The following is a 17357-nucleotide window of genomic DNA, read 5'->3' as shown; positions in this document are numbered from 1 at the left end:
GGACAAATGTTCCGCTAATATTACTTTTTCTCCTGTTTCCTGTGTTTATGGACATTGGTTCCGTTATTTTTGAAAAACACGTTGATTTTGGTGTCTCTTTCGCAATGTAATGGAACTGATGTCCGGAAGAATTCAAAAACAACCACTTTTAGAACGAATGGCGGAACGGATGTCCGAACAAAAAAGCTCCCCTAACAGGGGAGCTTCAGAATACCCTACATTATGAATCTTCAGTATCGTCGTCATCATCGTCACGGCCTGGGTTACCAGGATTCGGCTCAGGTTTTGGCTCAGGTTTCGGGTCAGGCTTTGGCTTAGGCTCAGGTTTTGGTTTGTCTTCTTTTTCTTTATCTTTCTTGTCATCCTTTTTCGGCTTTTCATCTTCGGTTGGCTCATCAGGTTCTGCAGACCAACCATCCTGTGTCACGATGTTCATTGACGTTGATTCTTGTCCGGCGACATCAACAGCAATGACATAATATGCGTATTTTCCACCACCGACTTTATGTGATGTTGTATTTCTTCCTTTTACATTGGCAACATGCTGGAAATTATCTGTTCCGTTTGCCGCACGATAAATACGATAACCAACAATATCACGCTCGCCATGTTCACTCCACGTTAATGTGTCACCGCGAATCGCAACACCGCCTACTTCACCTGGAACTTTACCGTTTTCTTCGGCATTTCGATCAGGAACGATATTATCCCAATTTTCAGGAATGTATTCCTTAATATTAATGTCTTTAAAATAATCTTCTTTAATCATGACACCATCATACGTAAATTCGGACGGAGTGGAGTCTAACGCAAGATATGGTTCATTGTTTAACAACACGTATTTAGCTTCTTGTAAACTGTCATCGACTTTTGTCGGAACGAATTTGGCGTTAAATAAATCGCTCTTCACAAGACCTGCATCACGACATAGTTTTGATGGTAGCATCCCAGAAATCCCGCAAATTTCAACACGGACAATTCCACCAGGTGACTCAAATCGCTCAGAAGGTGCCATTGTTTCTGGACTTGCATCATAGGCAGCATTTGCAATATTTGCCCACATTTGTTGTGTTCGTTGGCTGTAAGATAAACCTGCAACTTGACGAGTTTCTACAGGTTTTGGTGTATCATACCCAATCCAAACACTTAATGTTACATTTGGATTTGTGCCTACAAACCAAATATCATGATGCCAGTTAGATGTTCCTGTTTTACCAGCCCAGTCTGCATTAAATTTCAATCGTCCAGGTAAATAACTTGCCGTACCACCACGTAACACATCACGCATCATATCAATCATTAAATAGGCGGTTTGTGGTGAAAACACTTCAACAGCTTCTGATTCATGTTCAAAAATAACTTCACCATCTTTTGTTTCAATCCGTTCAATCATATACGATTTCACGTATTGTCCACCGTTAGCAAAAGTCGCATAAGCATTTGTGTTCACTTCAACAGTTGGGTTATTTTCCATTGCCCCTAGGTTTGCTGCTTCATATGGTTCACCCGGATTTAGTGTGAAACCCATTTTAAGTAAGGATTCACGCGCTTTGTCGTGAGGAGTTCTCCAAAAGCTCCGTATAGCCGTTGTATTCTGTGAAGTTTGTAAAGCTTCTCGAACAGTAATTAACCCACGATGACGGAAATTGACATTGTTTACGGGTTTACCATCAGATTTATAGTTTGTAGGAACATCCGGAATAATATGACCTGGTTGAACGGCACCAACATCCATTGCTGGTCCATACGCGAGAATTGGTTTCATCGTTGAACCATTTGACCGTTTTGCTTGTGTGGCATGGTTATAACTACTTTTTTCGAAGTCACGTCCACCAACAAACCCTAAAATCTTTCCCGTATTATTTTCAATTAACATAGAGCCGATTTCTTCTTGTTCACCGTCTTTATTTGGACCGAAGAAACGCTCATCTTTAATTGCTTCTTGCATCGAATCGTATATTTCTTTATTTATCGTAGTATGAATACGATAGCCTTTTCGTCGTAAATCACGTTTGGCAATTTCTCTATACCTGTTTTGAACTTCTAATCTTTCCTCATGATCAAGTTCATCTAAATCAATTCCAGCTTCTTCTATCATCATATCCATTAAAATATCTTGGGCACGCTTTTCTGCTTCTTCTTGGATAAATGGGTATTCGTCTAAAATCGTTGGAGTTCGTTTTGCTAGATTAGCACGAATATCGTAATTTAACGCTGTTTCATATTCGTTCTCAGTAATATAGCCACCTTCATGCATGCGGCGCAAAACGGTTTTCATGCGGTTCATACCCGCATCAAGATCGTCTTTTACTTCTCCTGTACTTGTAAAAGGAGTATAGCCAAATGGACTTTGTGGAAGACCGGCAATATAAGCGGCTTGCGGGACATTTAAATCTTTTGCATCGATGCCAAATATCCCTTGAGCTGCAGCTTGAACACCAGCAATATTTCTTCCATTTGCATTTCGTCCAAAAGGAACGACATTTAAGTAAGCTTCTAATATTTCATCTTTTTCAAAAAATTGTTCTAACCGCATCGCAAGCAAAATTTCTGTTGCTTTCCGGTCAAACGATACTTCACTCGTTAAGATTTGATTTTTGACGAGCTGCTGTGTTAGAGTACTTCCCCCTGTTTGAACAGATGAATTTGCAAATTCTTGAAATGTTGCACGCATGATTGCTTTTGGAACGATTCCTTCATGCTCATAAAAATATTCATCCTCAGTCGCAACAATCGCGTGAATTAAATGCTCTGAGACGTCCTCAATCGAAATCTCACGGCGTTCTAATTCTGTTGGTAATTCGCCAACGATAACATCATTTGCAAAGTACACTTCACTGACCTCTTCGTAATTATAAATATCTTTTTTCATGTCTTCATACGTACGAAGTGGTTCATCTTTAACAAGAGAGGCAAAATACCCAGCGCCTACACCACCGACAAAAAACATCGATAGTACACCAAAAATGATAAAAATCAACAATAAATTCCATGTTACCTGATATGTGACGCCAATTCCCCTAAGTATGTGCTTTTCTCGTAACACGTTAACCCAGTTCTTTAGCTTTTCATTAACGTTTTTAATAAATTCTTTCATAAAATACCTCCCTGAAAGTTCAGACATATTATAGCATATTCTGACGGATTCTGATACGGTTTTTGGAGGCCTTTACTTTGATTGACAGAAATATAAATTTATGATTAAAATATCATTACAAATAATAAATGAAAAAGTGTTGAAGGGAATTAGTAGCCTACATCGTTTGTTTTTAAGAGAGCTAGTGGTGGTGAGAACTAGTACAAATATGTAGTGTGAAATACAACCTGGAGCTTCCTTTGGTGATCAAAGGCGGGATAACCGTTATCAGTATGAGTGGAAGATAAACGTCTTCAATTAGGGTGGTACCGCGAGTGTAAATCTCGTCCCTATTTGAATGGCGTTTTTTTATTTGTACACAAATATATTTAGGAGGAAAGAAACTTATGACATTATTGGAAGATTTACAATATCGTGGATTAGTAAATCAAGTAACAGATGAACAAGGCTTAACTGAGCAATTAGAAAAAGGAAATATTACATTATATTGTGGTTTTGACCCAACAGGAGATAGTCTTCACATCGGTCATCTTCTAACAATTTTAACATTGCGCAGGTTCCAGATGGCAGGCCATAAACCACTTGCTTTAGTAGGTGGGGCAACAGGTTTAATCGGAGATCCAAGTGGAAAAAAAGCAGAAAGAACATTGAATACAACCGATATTGTTCAACAATGGAGCGATCGCATTAAAGGACAGCTCGAGCAGTTTCTTGACTTTGAAGGAGAAAATGCGGCGAAAACGGTAAATAATTTTGAATGGATCGGCTCTCTAAGTGTGATTCCATTTTTACGAGATGTTGGAAAACATTTCGGACTAAACTACATGCTTGCAAAAGACTCTGTTGAATCTAGAATTCAATCAGGTATTTCCTTTACGGAATTTAGTTATATGATTTTACAGTCTTATGATTTCTTAACATTATATGAAAAAGAAAATTGTCGCCTTCAAATTGGGGGAAGTGACCAATGGGGAAACATCACGGCTGGATTAGAATTGATTAGAAGAGCAACAGAAGATGAAAAAGCGAAAGCATTCGGTTTTACTATTCCACTTGTCACTAAAAGTGACGGAACAAAGTTTGGAAAAACAGAAGGTGGTGCCATTTGGTTAGATGCAGCAAAAACAACACCTTATGAGTTTTATCAGTTTTTAATTAATACGGATGACCGTGATGTCATTAAATTTATTAAATACTTTACTTTCTTATCGAAAGAAGAAATTGAAGAACTAGAGAAAGAAATGGAAACTGCACCTGAAAAACGTGTAGCCCATAAAAAGCTAGCAGAGGAGGTAACAAAAATTGTTCATGGAGAGGAAGCGTTACACCAAGCGATTCGGATTTCAGAAGCGTTGTTTAGTGGAGCGATTTCTTCTTTATCTGCTGAGGAGATACAACAAGGATTTAAAGATGTACCATCGTACGAATGTGGTGATGAGGAAATCTCTTTGTTAGATTTATTAATCGCAGCGAAAATTTCTCCATCGAAGCGCCAGGGGCGTGAAGATATTCAAAATGGTGCCGTCTATATAAATGGGGACCGTTGTACAGACTTAGAAAAAGTCGTGTCAGCAGAAGATAAAATCGACAACCAATTTACAATTATCCGACGCGGAAAGAAAAAGTACTTTTTAATTAAATGGTAAGAAAACCGCGGGAGCGTCTTTTCTTTTAAGAATAAGCTTACAAAGCTTCACTGCTACACCCAAATTTTTTTATCTTTTAAAAAAACCTCTTTGCATTGAGCAAAGAGGTTTTTCTTTAGATTAACGTGAGTAGAACTCGACGATTAATGCTTCAGTAATTTCAGCTGGTAACTCAGAACGCTCTGGGAAACGAGTGTATGTTCCTTCAAGAGAATCTGCGTTAAAAGTAAGATAACCTGGTACGAAATCGTTTGATTCAACTGCTTCTTTAACGATATCAAGGTTTCTTGACTTCTCACGAACAGAAATTGTTTGTCCTGGTTTTACGCGGTAAGACGGAATATCTACACGTCCTCCATCAACTGTAATATGTCCATGGTTTACTAACTGACGAGCAGCACGACGAGTGCGAGCTAAACCTAAACGGTAAACAAGGTTATCAAGACGAGATTCTAATAGAATCATGAAGTTTTCCCCATGAATCCCTGGCATTTTTCCAGCATCATTAAAGATACGACGGAATTGACGCTCGTTTACTCCGAACATATGACGAAGCTTTTGCTTTTCTTGTAATTGAGTACCGTACTCAGAGATTTTTTTACGTTGGTTAGGACCATGTTGTCCTGGAGCGTATGGACGCTTTTCTAATTCTTTTCCTGTTCCGCTTAAAGAAATTCCTAAGCGACGTGATAATTTCCATGATGGACCAGTATATCGAGCCATGAATGACTCCTCCTTTGTTATTTTGTTTTGAGCAAAATAACAACCGTAATGCAATCTCTTGATAAAGTCATTTTGCATTCTTGTACCTTCGCTTCGACAGCAGGAAGTTACGCGATACACCTCAGATTTATGATGAAAAATGAGGAACAAAATGAAAAAGAGAACAAAACCAAGCTTTGCAGTGGCTGTCTTTTTACACAAAGGCAATTATATAATTTTAAGTCTAGAATGTCAAGAGAATACCTTGTCAGATTGTTTAAAGTTCATTGTAGTAAATCGAATGGGATTCAAGTATAATTATGAGGCAAGTATTCCCAAAGTTAAAACAATCTTATTTGTACGTACATGTAGTAAAGTAACGTTCGAGTAATTAATTCGAGTATACATATAAAACGAAGATGAGGTTATACATGGTGGTGGATAACATGAAGGACCGTATAATAACTGAAAATAAAATAGATTTTTCAAAGTTGCTTCATGTTGCCCTGCAAGAAGAATCGGGTATAAGAGAAGAGTTGAATACTCCGATTTTGATATTTGTATGCAATGAAGAGGGGAAAATCCTATCAAAAAAAGAAATAGGTTTCCATCAAGCTGCGACTCATCATCAATTATCAATAATGTTACCGACAGTCATAGAGAAACAACATCCGATTTATTATGATAAAGAGGATATTGTAACAGTTGTATCAGTTTCTATAGCTAGGGAAAACCTCTATGTGGGGGTTTTAGCAAATAAATGCAAGGTAACGGAAAGAGAATTACGTTTATTATTGACTGGGATTAAACAATCTGTTCAGCTAGCTGCCAAAGAAATAAGCCATAATCACGAAGAGAGTAAAGAAATTCAACAATATAAACATGTTGTTTCATTATTACAACGAGCGAATTTTACAATGGAGTTTTCTAGACTACAACAATCAATAAAACAAGCGGCAGAAGGTTTATTTGGTGATCAAAAATGGGAGCTTCTCTTTTATCAACTAGAAAATGATAAACTATTTGTCCCTATCTTTTCATCAACAAAAGAATATCGTTCAACAGATCACACGTATGTTATTAAAAAAGAGAAAATAGAACAATATCAGATCGTAACTGAAAAAACATATCGTCATGAAGATGTGTTTGAAGCCGAACATCAATTTGCTTCTTTTGTGTGTATTCCTTTACATCATCAAGGTGAGCTTTATGGACTTATTTTGTTATGTTTTCATGACCATTCACCACCGCAAGAGCATATTACTAATTTTATTGCCTTTATACATGATGTAGCAGTATTACTTCATCATGCATGGCTAAATGAAATAAAAGAAATAGAACAAAAACGTCGCCAATTGCTTTTGAGTGTAACGAAAAAATTTCATTCTTCTATGGATGTCAGCGAAATATTAGAAGAAATTATATATGCTCTTGGAGAAATGTATCCTAATTTTGATGTAACATTGTTGTTATCACGAGAATGGGAAGTAAAACAAAACTTACCTGTCAAGCAAATCCAGTATGGAGTAGGAATATCTTCAGGTATGGTTGAAAATGCATTTTTAACAGGTAAAATTCAAATTGATGATAACAATGGTGTCGTTTATGCTCCGCTTAGAGGAAAGCAAGGGGTATATGGAGTTATGGAAATTACGACAAATGCGTCGTTTATTCTTCCGTATCATGAAGTGGATTTTGTTGAAATGCTTGCAGATGTTGGCGGAAATGCGCTAGAAAATGCGGAGCTTTATCAACAGTCGCGCAATTTAATTAATGATTTGCAATTAATAAATCAAACGTCTCATCAATTGAATTCAAATTTGCGCTTAACAGAGACTATCAATTTTATGACAAACCAAATATTGTCATCATTTTTAGCAGAAGAAGTTGGGTTTATTATGTTCCATCCAAATGGAGAACTTGCCGTATTAGAAGGAAGTACTTCTTATTATTTCGATGAGAGTTCTCAAGCAGAGATGATGCGAATTAGTGAAAAAGTGAAGCGCGAAAAGGATGCATTATTTATAGGTGATATGGAGGCGGATGACCAATATTCTCTTAGTATGTTTCGGTCAATGCTTGCCGTACCAATGATTCAAAGTGGTGAACTAAAAGGTATGGTGCTTGTACTACATCGTAAACCTTACCATTTTACGTTTGAAAACTTTAAGTTGCTTCAATCTTTAATCCATCATTCTACTTTAGCTTTTACGAATTCGATGCTACGTGAAGAATTAGAAAAATTAGTTGTAACTGATTATTTAACGAAATTATATTCTAGAAGTTATCTAGATGAAAAAGTTCAAGAATCTATGAATCGAGATGCAAATGGCTGCTTTGTGTTACTAGATATCGATAATTTTAAACGGATTAATGACACCTTTGGTCATCAAGTTGGCGATGATATTATTATACAAGTAGCCAATGTAATGAAAAAGAATATAAGAGAAGATGATATAGCAGCTCGCTGGGGTGGTGAGGAGCTCGCGGTCTACTTGCCAAATGTTCAACCAGATGCAGCTGAAATGGCGGGAGAACGTATTGTACAAGCTGTTAGTCGTGAAACAAGTCCAAGGGTTACAGTCTCATGTGGGATATCTTATTGGAAACAAGAAGGCGAACCTTCTTTAAATTCATTAGTTAAGCTTGCTGATGAAGCGTTATATGAAGCGAAAATGAACGGGAAAAATAAAGTTGTCATAAGAAAATAAAAAGATAAAGTGGGATGGAATCCAACTTTATCTTTTCGTAGATGACAAGTTAAAAAGGTGTATTCATACTATGAGCACCTTTTTTTCATATGTTACAAATGGGTGCAAAGCTCTTGAACAAAAGCTTCTAAGTATTTTTCATCTACCTCTGAAAAACGATTTTTTATGGGGCTATCAATATCTAATACGCCAATTAACTCGTTATCTTTCAGTAATGGAATGACAATTTCCGAATTCGAAGCCGCATCGCAAGCAATGTGACCAGGAAACTCATGTACATCTGCCACTCGAAGTGTTTCTCGTTTTGCTGCTGCTGTACCACAAACCCCACGATTCAAAGGAATTCGTACACAAGCGGGAAGTCCGTTAAATGGACCGAGGACTAACTCTCCTTCTTTGTATAAATAAAACCCAACCCAATTTATGTCTTTTAGGAAATGGTGTAGTAAAGCAGAAGCATTTGCTAAATTTGCAATTTGGTCATGTTCATCTTCAATTAACGATTTAAGTTGTTTTGTTACAAGTGTGTATTGCTCTTCGATTGGACCTTTATATAATTCGACGTTAAACATCAACATTCTCCTTTTTTGCTTTATTTATTTTAACAATAGCTGCAAAACCTGTAGAAATATTTTATTCGTTTGTCGAACAGTTTGTAAAGGAAAACCTACTTTCGCAAAGAAGTAGTTTTTAAGTTGAGAGAAGAAATACGAATACCGGTTAATATTAAAGGGGGGATTTCCATGAAATCTGATAAAGATGGCACGAAACAAAAAGTTATTGAAGCGGCGATATCACTATTTAATGTCCAAGGATATAGTGGCACTTCCATTCGTAATATTTGTGAACGTGCCGATGTGAATCCCGCACTTGTCTCCTATTATTTTGGTGGAAAAAAAGGGTTACTGGAGTATTTAATGACATCCTTTTTTGAAAATTATTTAAAAGCAATTGAACATGAAAATACGAACGGAAGTGCTCGTGATCTTCTCATTGAAACATTACGACAAGCCTTGTATTATCAACAAAGTAAACATGATATTGCTCGATTTGTTCATCGTGAAATTACATTAGATACAATGTTAGTTAGAGAAGTGATGAGTACGTATCTTATGAAAGAAAAACATGTTTATTATGAAATTTTAAAAAAAGGGATGGACCGACTAGAATTTAAAAAACAGCCAATTGATTTTATTATTATCCAAATACGAGGAATGGTGACATTGCCTTTTTTACATCCTCAATATATTCGAGAAGTCCATCATTTAATCCCACATGAGGAATATTTTATTTTACATTATATTGAATATTTAACAACATGGATTGACCAATACTTATGCGAACGACAAACAAAAGAAGAATCTTTAGCGTCAAGCTAAAGATTCGACAGCGTCAAGCTAAAGATTCGAAAGGATAACAGAGCATTGGCGCTTGTGCCAATGCTTTTGCTTGGTGTGCATCAGAGCCATAAACAAGGGGAATTTGGCGTTTTATTGCTTCCTCTACAATATCGTGAGGTGGGTATTGTTCTTGGCATAAAGGTTTACCTAATCCTGCGCTATTGATGTCAAGTGACATAGTTGCTTGTTTGATGGCATCTAAAACGATTAACATTTGTTTTCGATGAGAGGTTGTCGGTTGGAATTTTTTTTGGAACTTATGAACAAGTGAGAGATGTCCAATACGATTAGGTTTGTAAATTCCAAGGTCAGCATGAACTGATGCTAAAACCGTATTGAAATAAAGTTCATACACTTTATCCACGTTTCCTACTTCTGAAATAATCGTAGAAAACGCCTCAGGGCTATAATCTACACAATGGTATTTGTCATTTGTCTTTAAAAAGTGGACAGATAAAATGCAATCATCAAGAAATGGTCCATACTTATTAAGAAGATGGGCAGTTTCCTTTTCAAACCCTTCGATGTAATCTACTTCTAGTCCGATGTTTATATGGATTTCTCCTTTGTACTTTTCTTTTAATGTTTGCAATTGTGTAATATACAACGGTAAATCGGCTTTTGCCATCGCGCTATCTTGTAATGGTGTCGGATCGACAAATGAATCTGGTAATGGTGCGTGTTCTGTAAATGTAATCCCTCTTAAGTTTAAAGCGATTGCTGCTTCGATGTACTCTTCAAAGGGGTCTTTTGATCCGTGTGGACAAAATGGAGAATGAATGTGACCATCATAAATATGCATGAAAAAAACACCTCTATCATAAATATCGACATGTTTTGTAAAAAAAGTGATTCATAAATCATGATTACGTGGTATTATAGTAACAAAATAGGTCAAATTTTTAAAGGGTTAGTAGTATTCTAGGGTTTATTCGACAAAAAACTACATCGGAAAAACCGATGAACATACATATTGAAACCTGAGCACGGATGCTAGAAGGGGAGAGACCTCAAATGAATTATTCGTATATTATATATAGTGTTATTGCTGTCATCATTATATTTGTTGTGTATGGTGCACTTTCAAGGAGAAAAATATATGCAGAAGTAGACCGCATTGAAGCGTGGAAAATAAAAATATTAAATAAACCAGTTACAGAGGAAATTTCCAAAGTTAAAGGTTTAATTATGTCAGGGGAAACAGAGGAAAAGTTTGAGCAATGGCGCAATGATTGGGACCATGTTGTAGGCAATGTCCTTCCTGATATTGAAGAAGGCTTGTTCGATGCTGAAGAGCATGCAAACAAGTATCGTTTTAAAAAAGCGAAGTTCATTTTACAACAACTTCGTCAAGATTTAACAGATATTGAAACTCAATTAGAATTGATGATGAAAGATATACAATTGTTAATTACGAGTGAAGAGCAAAATCGAAGTGAGATCACAGAGACGAAAGAACAATTTATTGATGTGAAACGTTATTTTTCGATCCATCGTAGCTCGTTTGGACAAGCGACAGACATTCTTCAAGAACGAGTAGATAAGTTGGAACAATCATTAGAGGCATTTGATGAAGCTACTAAACAAGGCAATTACATTAATGCAAGACAAATTTTACAAGATACAAAAGTAGAATTAGAATTTGTTCACAAGATGTTAGTTGACATTCCAAAATATTTAGAGGAACTAACTCAAACGATTCCAACTGATTTAGAAGAATTAAGAAATGGAATTATAGAGATGGAACAATCGGGTTATCCATTAGAGGAATTTGGATTCGAAGCTCAAATTGAAGAAATGACAGTAAAATGTCAGGAACAACTATTGAAAATTCAACAGTTACAAGTAGAAGAAATACCAAACGAAGTAGAAGAAATTAATAAGTCAGTGGAAAGTATTTATGAAAAAATGGAAGCGGAAGTACAAGCGAAACAACAAGTGGAAACAAAGTTGACTAGCGTTAGTCAATTGGTTTTGGAAACAAAAGAAAAACTAGCCGTTCATGATGAAGAACTAGCTGTTGTAAAACAAAGTTATCGAATCGAAGCAGCAGAAGCAAAAACACATGAAGAACTGTCTGAGCGCTTAGGAAATGTAGTCACGAACATACAAACGGTTGAGGAGTCCTTGTTACTAAAGCCGTTTTCTGTGCTTTTACTACAACTAAAAGAAACAGAACAAAAACTAATACAACTAAATGAAAGTATTGATGAAAGTCAACTTCATTTAACTACACTTAGAAAAGATGAATTAAAAGCAAAACAAGCACTTAGAGAACTAAAGCAGAAAATATTAGAAGGAAAAAGACTGATTCAAAAAAGCAATGTCCCAGGCTTACCCCTTCAATTGCTTGAAGAACTCCAAACTTCTGAAAAAAACTTGTATGCTGCTTTATTGAAAGTAGAAGAAATCCCGATTGAAATGCATGTTGTAAATGTTAAAGTAGCAGAAGTTACCGAGCAAATTTCACATTTGAATGAAATGGTGAAAGAAACAATCAATAATGCTTATCTTGCTGAACGTCTCATTCAGTATGGAAACCGGTATAGAAGTAAATCTGAGGTCCTCAAGGCACAGTTAATCGAAGCGGAAGATGCATTTCGGAGTTATTATTATGAAGAGGCGATTGAAATCGCAAAGGAAGCAATTATGCGTTTTGAACCAAATGTAATGGAAAAAGTGCAACACTTTCTAGACAAAGAAGAAAAAGTATTAATTCAAAGCTAAAAGGTGACTCTATGTCATTTTTTAGCTTTTTTGTGGGAATATTTCTTTGTTGCCTTTCGTAATTTATGCTAACATTACATGATGTAGGTAAATGTGGTACTGTAAAAGGAGAAGGGGAAAGTTATGATTTACTTTGATAATAGTGCGACGACAAAACCATATAGTGAAGCACTTGACACATATAGCAAAGTTTCCGAAAAATATTTTGGCAATCCTTCCTCCCTGCATCGGTTAGGATTAGAAGCGGAACAAATTTTAACGAAATCAAGAGAAGTTGTGGCTTCTTTATTTCAAGTCGAGTCCAAAGAAATTATCTTTACTTCTGGAGGGACAGAAGGGAATAATTTGGCCATTAAAGGAATTGCGCTTGAACATTTAAATCGAGGGAAACATATTATTACTTCGACAATTGAACATGCGTCTGTGTATGAGACATTCCAATCGTTAGAAAAGATTGGATATGACATTACGTATCTTCCAGTCAATAAAAATGGGATGGTTTCTCCTGAACAAGTAAAAGCAGCGATTCGCCAAGACACGATTCTTGTCTCACTTATTCATGTTAATAATGAAACAGGGGCAATTCAACCAATCGAAGCAATTGGAGCAGTACTCAAACAATACCCAAAAGTGTTTTTTCACGTTGACCATGTTCAAGGTATAACGAAAGTACCGCTTTCGATAAAAGAAGCGGGAGTTGATTTACTCACAGTTTCTGGTCATAAATTTCATGCCCCAAATGGAACGGGTGTTTTATATGTTCGCAAAGGCGTTGCTTTATCCCCTCTATTTTCTGGAGGTGTCCAAGAAGGGAAATTTCGGGCTGGAACAGAAAATATTGCTGGAGCCGCTGCATTAGCAAAAGCATTGCGATTATCAATGGAAAAGAAGGTTGAAGGAATCTCATCTCTTATTAAGCTAAAAGATATCGTTGTGCAAAGACTAATGGCGATTAAAGGTGTCCATATTAATAATAGTGAAGAAAAGAGTGCACCTCATATTGTGAATTTCTCTGTACCAGGTATCAAACCTGAAGTATTGATCCAATCCTTATCGGAAAAGCAGATTTATGTATCAACAAAATCAGCATGTTCTTCAAAATTGGCGAGTCCAAGTCGTATCCTATTAGAAATGGGGTTAAGTCAAGAAATTGCAGAAAGTGGTATACGCGTTAGCTTCTCTTTTGAAAACACAGAGGAAGAAGTGAATGTTTTTTTAACAGAATTAGAAAAATTAATTCCTGAATTATTAGAAGTGATGAGGTAGATGTTATGAATTATGATCATATATTAATTCGGTATGGTGAGTTATCGTTAAAAGGAAAAAACCGAACCCATTTTGAAAAAGTTTTACGAGATAATATTAAGCAAGTATTAAAACCATTTCCGATGCTGAAAATTGAACGTACGTTTGGTCGAATGATTATCGAATTACATGGAGAGCAAGTAGAGCCCATTGTTGACCGACTTCAGCATGTGTTTGGCATTCAATCTTTCAGCTTAGCGGTTAAAGTGGAAAATACACTTGAAGCGATTCAAGAAGGGGCACTGCGGGCATTACACGATAGGGGATCCGTTTCAACATTTAAAGTAACAGCAAGACGCCCTTTTAAAAATTTCCCTGTCGATTCACAAAAGCTAAACCATTTAGTTGGGGGTTATTTACTAAAAAACACTTCAAACATAACGGTAGATGTGCATCATCCGGAAGTGGAAGTAAAAGTGGAAGTAAGAGAAACGGCTACTTATATTACTTGTGGTGCGATTGAAGGACCAGGCGGCCTTCCGGTTGGAACGGGAGGGAAAGTGGCTCTTATGCTGTCTGGTGGGATTGACAGTCCTGTAGCCGCTTATTTAGCAATGAAGCGTGGCGTAAAACTTCATGCCGTCCATTTTCATAGTCCACCATTTACGAATGAGCGAGCAAAGCAAAAAGTAAAAGATTTAACAAAAATATTAACAAAGTATGGGGGAACGATTCATTTACATCTCGTTCCGTTTACGGATTTACAAAAAGCCATCCATGAAAAAGTTCCAAGTAATTATGCAATGACAATTATGAGAAGAATGATGCTAAGAATAACAGAGCAAATTGCTAATGAGCAAAATGCTTTGGCAATCGCGACAGGAGAAAGTTTAGGACAAGTAGCAAGTCAAACATTGCATAGTATGAACACGATTAACGAAGTAACAACATTACCAGTTATCCGTCCGTTAGTCACAATGGATAAACTTGAAGTTATTAGCATCGCTCAAAAAATAGGCACATACGAAACATCAATTTTGCCATTTGAAGATTGCTGTACAATTTTTCTCCCTCCACAATCAAAAACAAGACCAAAACGAGAACAAGCCCAAAAATTCGAAGCAAACTTTGATTACCAATCCTATATAACAGAAGCTGTAGCCAATACAGAAATGATAAAAGTCACAGCCCAACCCCAACAAGAAAACAAAGAAATCGAAGAATTATTTTAAACAAGTAACCCAAAAGGGGCAATTTCCTTTTGGGTTACTTGTTTTTCAGGGCGGGAGCCGCTGCAAGGTATTAAGTTGAACCGCGTTTTTCGGTTCAACGCGCAGCGAGCGGAGCCCAGACCCAAAAGGGGTAATTTCCTTTTGGGTTGCTTGTTTTTCAGGGCGGGAGCCGCTGCAAGGTATTAAGTTGAACCGCGTTTTTCGGTTCAACGCGCAGCGAGCGGAGCCCAGACCCAAAAGGCGTAATTTCCTTTTGGGTTGCTTGAGTAAAAAATTTTGGTATAGCAGTGAAGTATGGAAAGCTTATTCTTTCCTCTTTATGCCCTTATAGGACAAGGGTTATAGGTAAGAAGAAACAATTACCATTCTTTTTTTTGCATGAAACTTGTCCTATCGACACAGTCTATAGGTAACAAAGGAGGTGAGAGACATGGCAAACAACAACAGCAACTCAAACCAACTATTAGTACCTGGAGTACAACAAGCTTTAGACCAAATGAAATATGAAATCGCTCAAGAGTTTGGTGTTCAACTTGGAGCTGATGCAACATCTCGTGCAAACGGTTCTGTAGGTGGAGAAATCACTAAACGTTTAGTCCAAATGGCTGAACAACAAATGGGTGGTTTTCAACAACAATAATGAACATTAAATATAATGGCTGAAAGGGTAATGGTTTATTCCATTATCCTTTCTTTTTTATGTGCCTCGCTCCTTAACGGACATGTATTCTGATATTTAGGAAATTAAGCTATTTTAAATCTTAACGGACTTACGTTCCGCTATTTGAGCAAAGTAACAATAAAACCAGTCCATTTTTTCTTGTTTAACGGAACGTATGTCCGCAAGAATAACAAAAGAATAAAACAGTTGCAAAATAAAAAAACTTTTGTCACGATAAAGGAAAGTTGATAGAGAAAGAGGGAATTTAGCGTGGGCACATTATGGTACAATGGGAATTTTTATACGATGGCAAAACTAGGAGAAGCAATTACTGCTGTTTTTGTGAAAAATGGGATTATTGAAGCGATTGGTGAACAAAGTGAACTAGAGCAGCAATATAAAAATGAAATTACGGAGAGTATCGATGTAAAAGGAGCTACTGTATTCCCTGGCTTTGTCGATAGTCATTTACATATGATTGGGCATGGTGAAAAAATCATTCGTCTTGATTTATCTTCTGTTATGAGTTCACTTGAAATGAAAGAACAATTACAACAAAAAGTGAGTCACTCTCAATCTGACGAATGGATTATTGGGGAAGGGTGGAATGAAAACAATTTTTCTGACCGAAAAATTTTTCATCGCACAGAGTTAGATGAAATTTCACCAAACAAACCAATGATGTTAACAAGGGTTTGTCGGCATGCTGTATTAGTTAATAGTCAAGCGTTATCCTTAGCAAATATAACAAGCGAAACCCCTGACCCTCCTGGAGGGATTATCGTGAAAGATGATATGGGTGAACCAACAGGTTACTTGCTAGATGAAGCGCAGGAGTTAGTAAAGGCGGTTGTACCTAAAGTAAGTGATGAATATTTACGACAAGCTTTGCGAAGCTCTGTTGATGATATGTTACAACGGGGCTTAGTTGGTGGGCATACGGAAGATTTAAATTACTATGGTAGCTATGAGCGTGTTTTGAATACATTTCAATCTGTCATCGATGGAAAGAAGACGAAGTTCCGCGCCCATCTACTTGTTCACCATGAAGTAGCTCTAGACATGTGTAAGCAAGAATTATGCCGAACGCAACTTTCGCCCTTTATTGAAACAGGAGCGATGAAAATCTTTGCCGATGGTGCTCTTGGGGGAAGAACGGCATTGTTAAGTAAGCCATATAATGATGCGCCAGAAACATCGGGAGTGGCGATTCATACACAAGAGCAATTAAATCAGCTTGTGAAAACAGCTCGGGAACACCAAATGGCAGTAGCGATTCATACGATAGGGGATTTATCATTAGAAATGGCGGTTTGTGCGATTGAAACATATCCTCTTGTAGAAAATGGATTGCGTGATCGTATCATTCATTTACAAGTTGGAAGAAAAGATTTGCTTGAAAGACTTAAGAAACTCCCTGTTATTATTGATATTCAGCCACGGTTTGTCGCTTCAGATTTCCCATGGGTCGAGGAGCGTCTTGGTGAGGAACGATTACCGCTTTCATTTGCATGGAAAACATTATTAGATGAAGGGTTAGCTTGTGCCGGAGGGTCAGATGCGCCAATTGAACCTGTGGACCCATTATTAGGAATTCATGCTGCTGTAACCCGTAAGAAGCCAGGTGATCATCATGATGGATATAATACAAATGAGAAACTGACTTTGTTTGAGGCGATATCTTTATTTACAGGTGGCAGCGCCTACGCAATTGGGAAAGAAAATACAATGGGGAAACTTCTTCCGGGATATGTGGCTGATTTTACCATGTTTGACCGAGACTTGTTTACACTGCATGACGATGAATTGCTTGATGCAAAGGTAGTGAAAACAGTCGTTGATAACGAGATTATGTATGAAGGTTAGTCGGTCCCTGCAAAGGGATTAGGCATGTATGCTCTAGAAAGAAACGATGGAATCTTGTAATGTAACGGTA

12 protein-coding genes and 1 other annotated feature are annotated in these 17357 nt (G+C 37.0%); of the genes, 8 read left to right on the top strand and 4 right to left on the bottom strand.

The window, feature by feature from the left end; genetic code table 11:
- Positions 1–220: 220 nt before the first annotated feature.
- Positions 221–3097 (bottom strand): transglycosylase domain-containing protein, encoded by a 2877-nt coding sequence (locus T323_RS0101095; protein WP_035177194.1) that lies wholly within the window; start codon positions 3095–3097, stop codon positions 221–223.
- 130 nt (positions 3098–3227) lie between these two features.
- Positions 3228–3431 (top strand) — a binding site (T-box leader).
- Positions 3432–3483: 52 nt separating this feature from the next.
- Here T323_RS0101095 and tyrS point away from each other — a divergent pair.
- Positions 3484–4743 carry a tyrosine--tRNA ligase gene (tyrS, locus tag T323_RS0101090; protein WP_026671639.1) on the top strand — a complete coding sequence of 420 codons (1260 nt, stop codon included), beginning with the start codon at positions 3484–3486 and terminating at the stop codon, positions 4741–4743.
- Between the two features lie 120 nt (positions 4744–4863).
- On the opposite strand, the gene rpsD is transcribed toward tyrS, so the two are convergent.
- Positions 4864–5466 (bottom strand): 30S ribosomal protein S4, encoded by a 603-nt coding sequence (rpsD, locus tag T323_RS0101085; RefSeq protein WP_026671638.1) that lies wholly within the window; start codon positions 5464–5466, stop codon positions 4864–4866.
- A 425-nt stretch (positions 5467–5891) separates the two neighbouring features.
- Between rpsD and T323_RS29345 the strand changes: the two genes are divergently transcribed.
- Positions 5892–8156, top strand: coding sequence for a diguanylate cyclase domain-containing protein (locus T323_RS29345; RefSeq protein ID WP_245613666.1), 2265 nt, complete (start codon positions 5892–5894; stop codon positions 8154–8156).
- Between the two features lie 92 nt (positions 8157–8248).
- Here the strand turns inward: T323_RS29345 and msrC are convergent, their stop codons facing one another.
- The gene (gene msrC, locus T323_RS0101070; protein WP_026671635.1) at positions 8249–8728 is read right to left on the bottom strand and encodes a free L-methionine (R)-S-oxide reductase MsrC; all 480 of its coding nucleotides are present in this window, start codon (positions 8726–8728) and stop codon (positions 8249–8251) included.
- 171 nt (positions 8729–8899) lie between these two features.
- Here msrC and refZ point away from each other — a divergent pair, with 171 nt between their 5' ends.
- On the top strand, positions 8900–9535 hold the full coding sequence (gene refZ / locus T323_RS25585; protein ID WP_035177188.1) for a forespore capture DNA-binding protein RefZ: 636 nt from the start codon (positions 8900–8902) through the stop codon (positions 9533–9535).
- A gap of 13 nt (positions 9536–9548) precedes the next feature.
- Here the strand turns inward: refZ and hisJ are convergent, their stop codons facing one another.
- Positions 9549–10358: a histidinol-phosphatase HisJ gene (hisJ, locus tag T323_RS25580; protein ID WP_051556283.1), complete on the bottom strand. Its 810-nt coding sequence runs from the start codon at positions 10356–10358 to the stop codon at positions 9549–9551.
- A 212-nt stretch (positions 10359–10570) separates the two neighbouring features.
- On the opposite strand from hisJ, the gene ezrA reads away from it, so the two are divergent.
- From ezrA to T323_RS0101035, 5 genes are all read left to right on the top strand, one after another.
- Complete coding sequence (gene ezrA / locus T323_RS0101055; protein ID WP_026671634.1) at positions 10571–12283, top strand: septation ring formation regulator EzrA; 1713 nt, start codon at positions 10571–10573, stop codon at positions 12281–12283.
- A gap of 123 nt (positions 12284–12406) precedes the next feature.
- The gene (locus T323_RS0101050) at positions 12407–13549 is read left to right on the top strand and encodes a cysteine desulfurase family protein (RefSeq protein WP_026671633.1); all 1143 of its coding nucleotides are present in this window, start codon (positions 12407–12409) and stop codon (positions 13547–13549) included.
- A gap of 5 nt (positions 13550–13554) precedes the next feature.
- The gene (gene thiI / locus T323_RS0101045) at positions 13555–14760 is read left to right on the top strand and encodes a tRNA uracil 4-sulfurtransferase ThiI (protein WP_026671632.1); all 1206 of its coding nucleotides are present in this window, start codon (positions 13555–13557) and stop codon (positions 14758–14760) included.
- A gap of 430 nt (positions 14761–15190) precedes the next feature.
- Complete coding sequence (locus T323_RS0101040) at positions 15191–15400, top strand: alpha/beta-type small acid-soluble spore protein (RefSeq protein ID WP_026671631.1); 210 nt, start codon at positions 15191–15193, stop codon at positions 15398–15400.
- 291 nt (positions 15401–15691) lie between these two features.
- On the top strand, positions 15692–17287 hold the full coding sequence (locus tag T323_RS0101035; protein WP_026671630.1) for an amidohydrolase: 1596 nt from the start codon (positions 15692–15694) through the stop codon (positions 17285–17287).
- Positions 17288–17357: the final 70 nt, after the last annotated feature.

Origin of the sequence: Alkalihalobacillus bogoriensis ATCC BAA-922, from assembly GCF_000621445.1 — a bacterium.
In the GTDB taxonomy this organism is placed as follows: Bacteria; Bacillota; Bacilli; order Bacillales; family Bacillaceae_F; genus Bacillus_AO; species Bacillus_AO bogoriense.
Note: the sequence above shows the minus strand (reverse complement) of the source record. Positions and strands in the feature narration are given on the sequence as shown.

What these genes read in the sequence shown, in the direction of transcription:
- T323_RS0101095 (WP_035177194.1), bottom strand. Translation starts at nt 3,097, where the DNA reads ATGAAAGAATTTATTAAAAACGTTAATGAAAAGCTAAAGAACTGGGTT.
- tyrS (WP_026671639.1), top strand. Translation starts at nt 3,484, where the DNA reads ATGACATTATTGGAAGATTTACAATATCGTGGATTAGTAAATCAAGTA.
- rpsD (WP_026671638.1), bottom strand. Translation starts at nt 5,466, where the DNA reads ATGGCTCGATATACTGGTCCATCATGGAAATTATCACGTCGCTTAGGA.
- T323_RS29345 (WP_245613666.1), top strand. Translation starts at nt 5,892, where the DNA reads ATGAAGGACCGTATAATAACTGAAAATAAAATAGATTTTTCAAAGTTG.
- msrC (WP_026671635.1), bottom strand. Translation starts at nt 8,728, where the DNA reads ATGTTTAACGTCGAATTATATAAAGGTCCAATCGAAGAGCAATACACA.
- refZ (WP_035177188.1), top strand. Translation starts at nt 8,900, where the DNA reads ATGAAATCTGATAAAGATGGCACGAAACAAAAAGTTATTGAAGCGGCG.
- hisJ (WP_051556283.1), bottom strand. Translation starts at nt 10,358, where the DNA reads ATGCATATTTATGATGGTCACATTCATTCTCCATTTTGTCCACACGGA.
- ezrA (WP_026671634.1), top strand. Translation starts at nt 10,571, where the DNA reads ATGAATTATTCGTATATTATATATAGTGTTATTGCTGTCATCATTATA.
- T323_RS0101050 (WP_026671633.1), top strand. Translation starts at nt 12,407, where the DNA reads ATGATTTACTTTGATAATAGTGCGACGACAAAACCATATAGTGAAGCA.
- thiI (WP_026671632.1), top strand. Translation starts at nt 13,555, where the DNA reads ATGAATTATGATCATATATTAATTCGGTATGGTGAGTTATCGTTAAAA.
- T323_RS0101040 (WP_026671631.1), top strand. Translation starts at nt 15,191, where the DNA reads ATGGCAAACAACAACAGCAACTCAAACCAACTATTAGTACCTGGAGTA.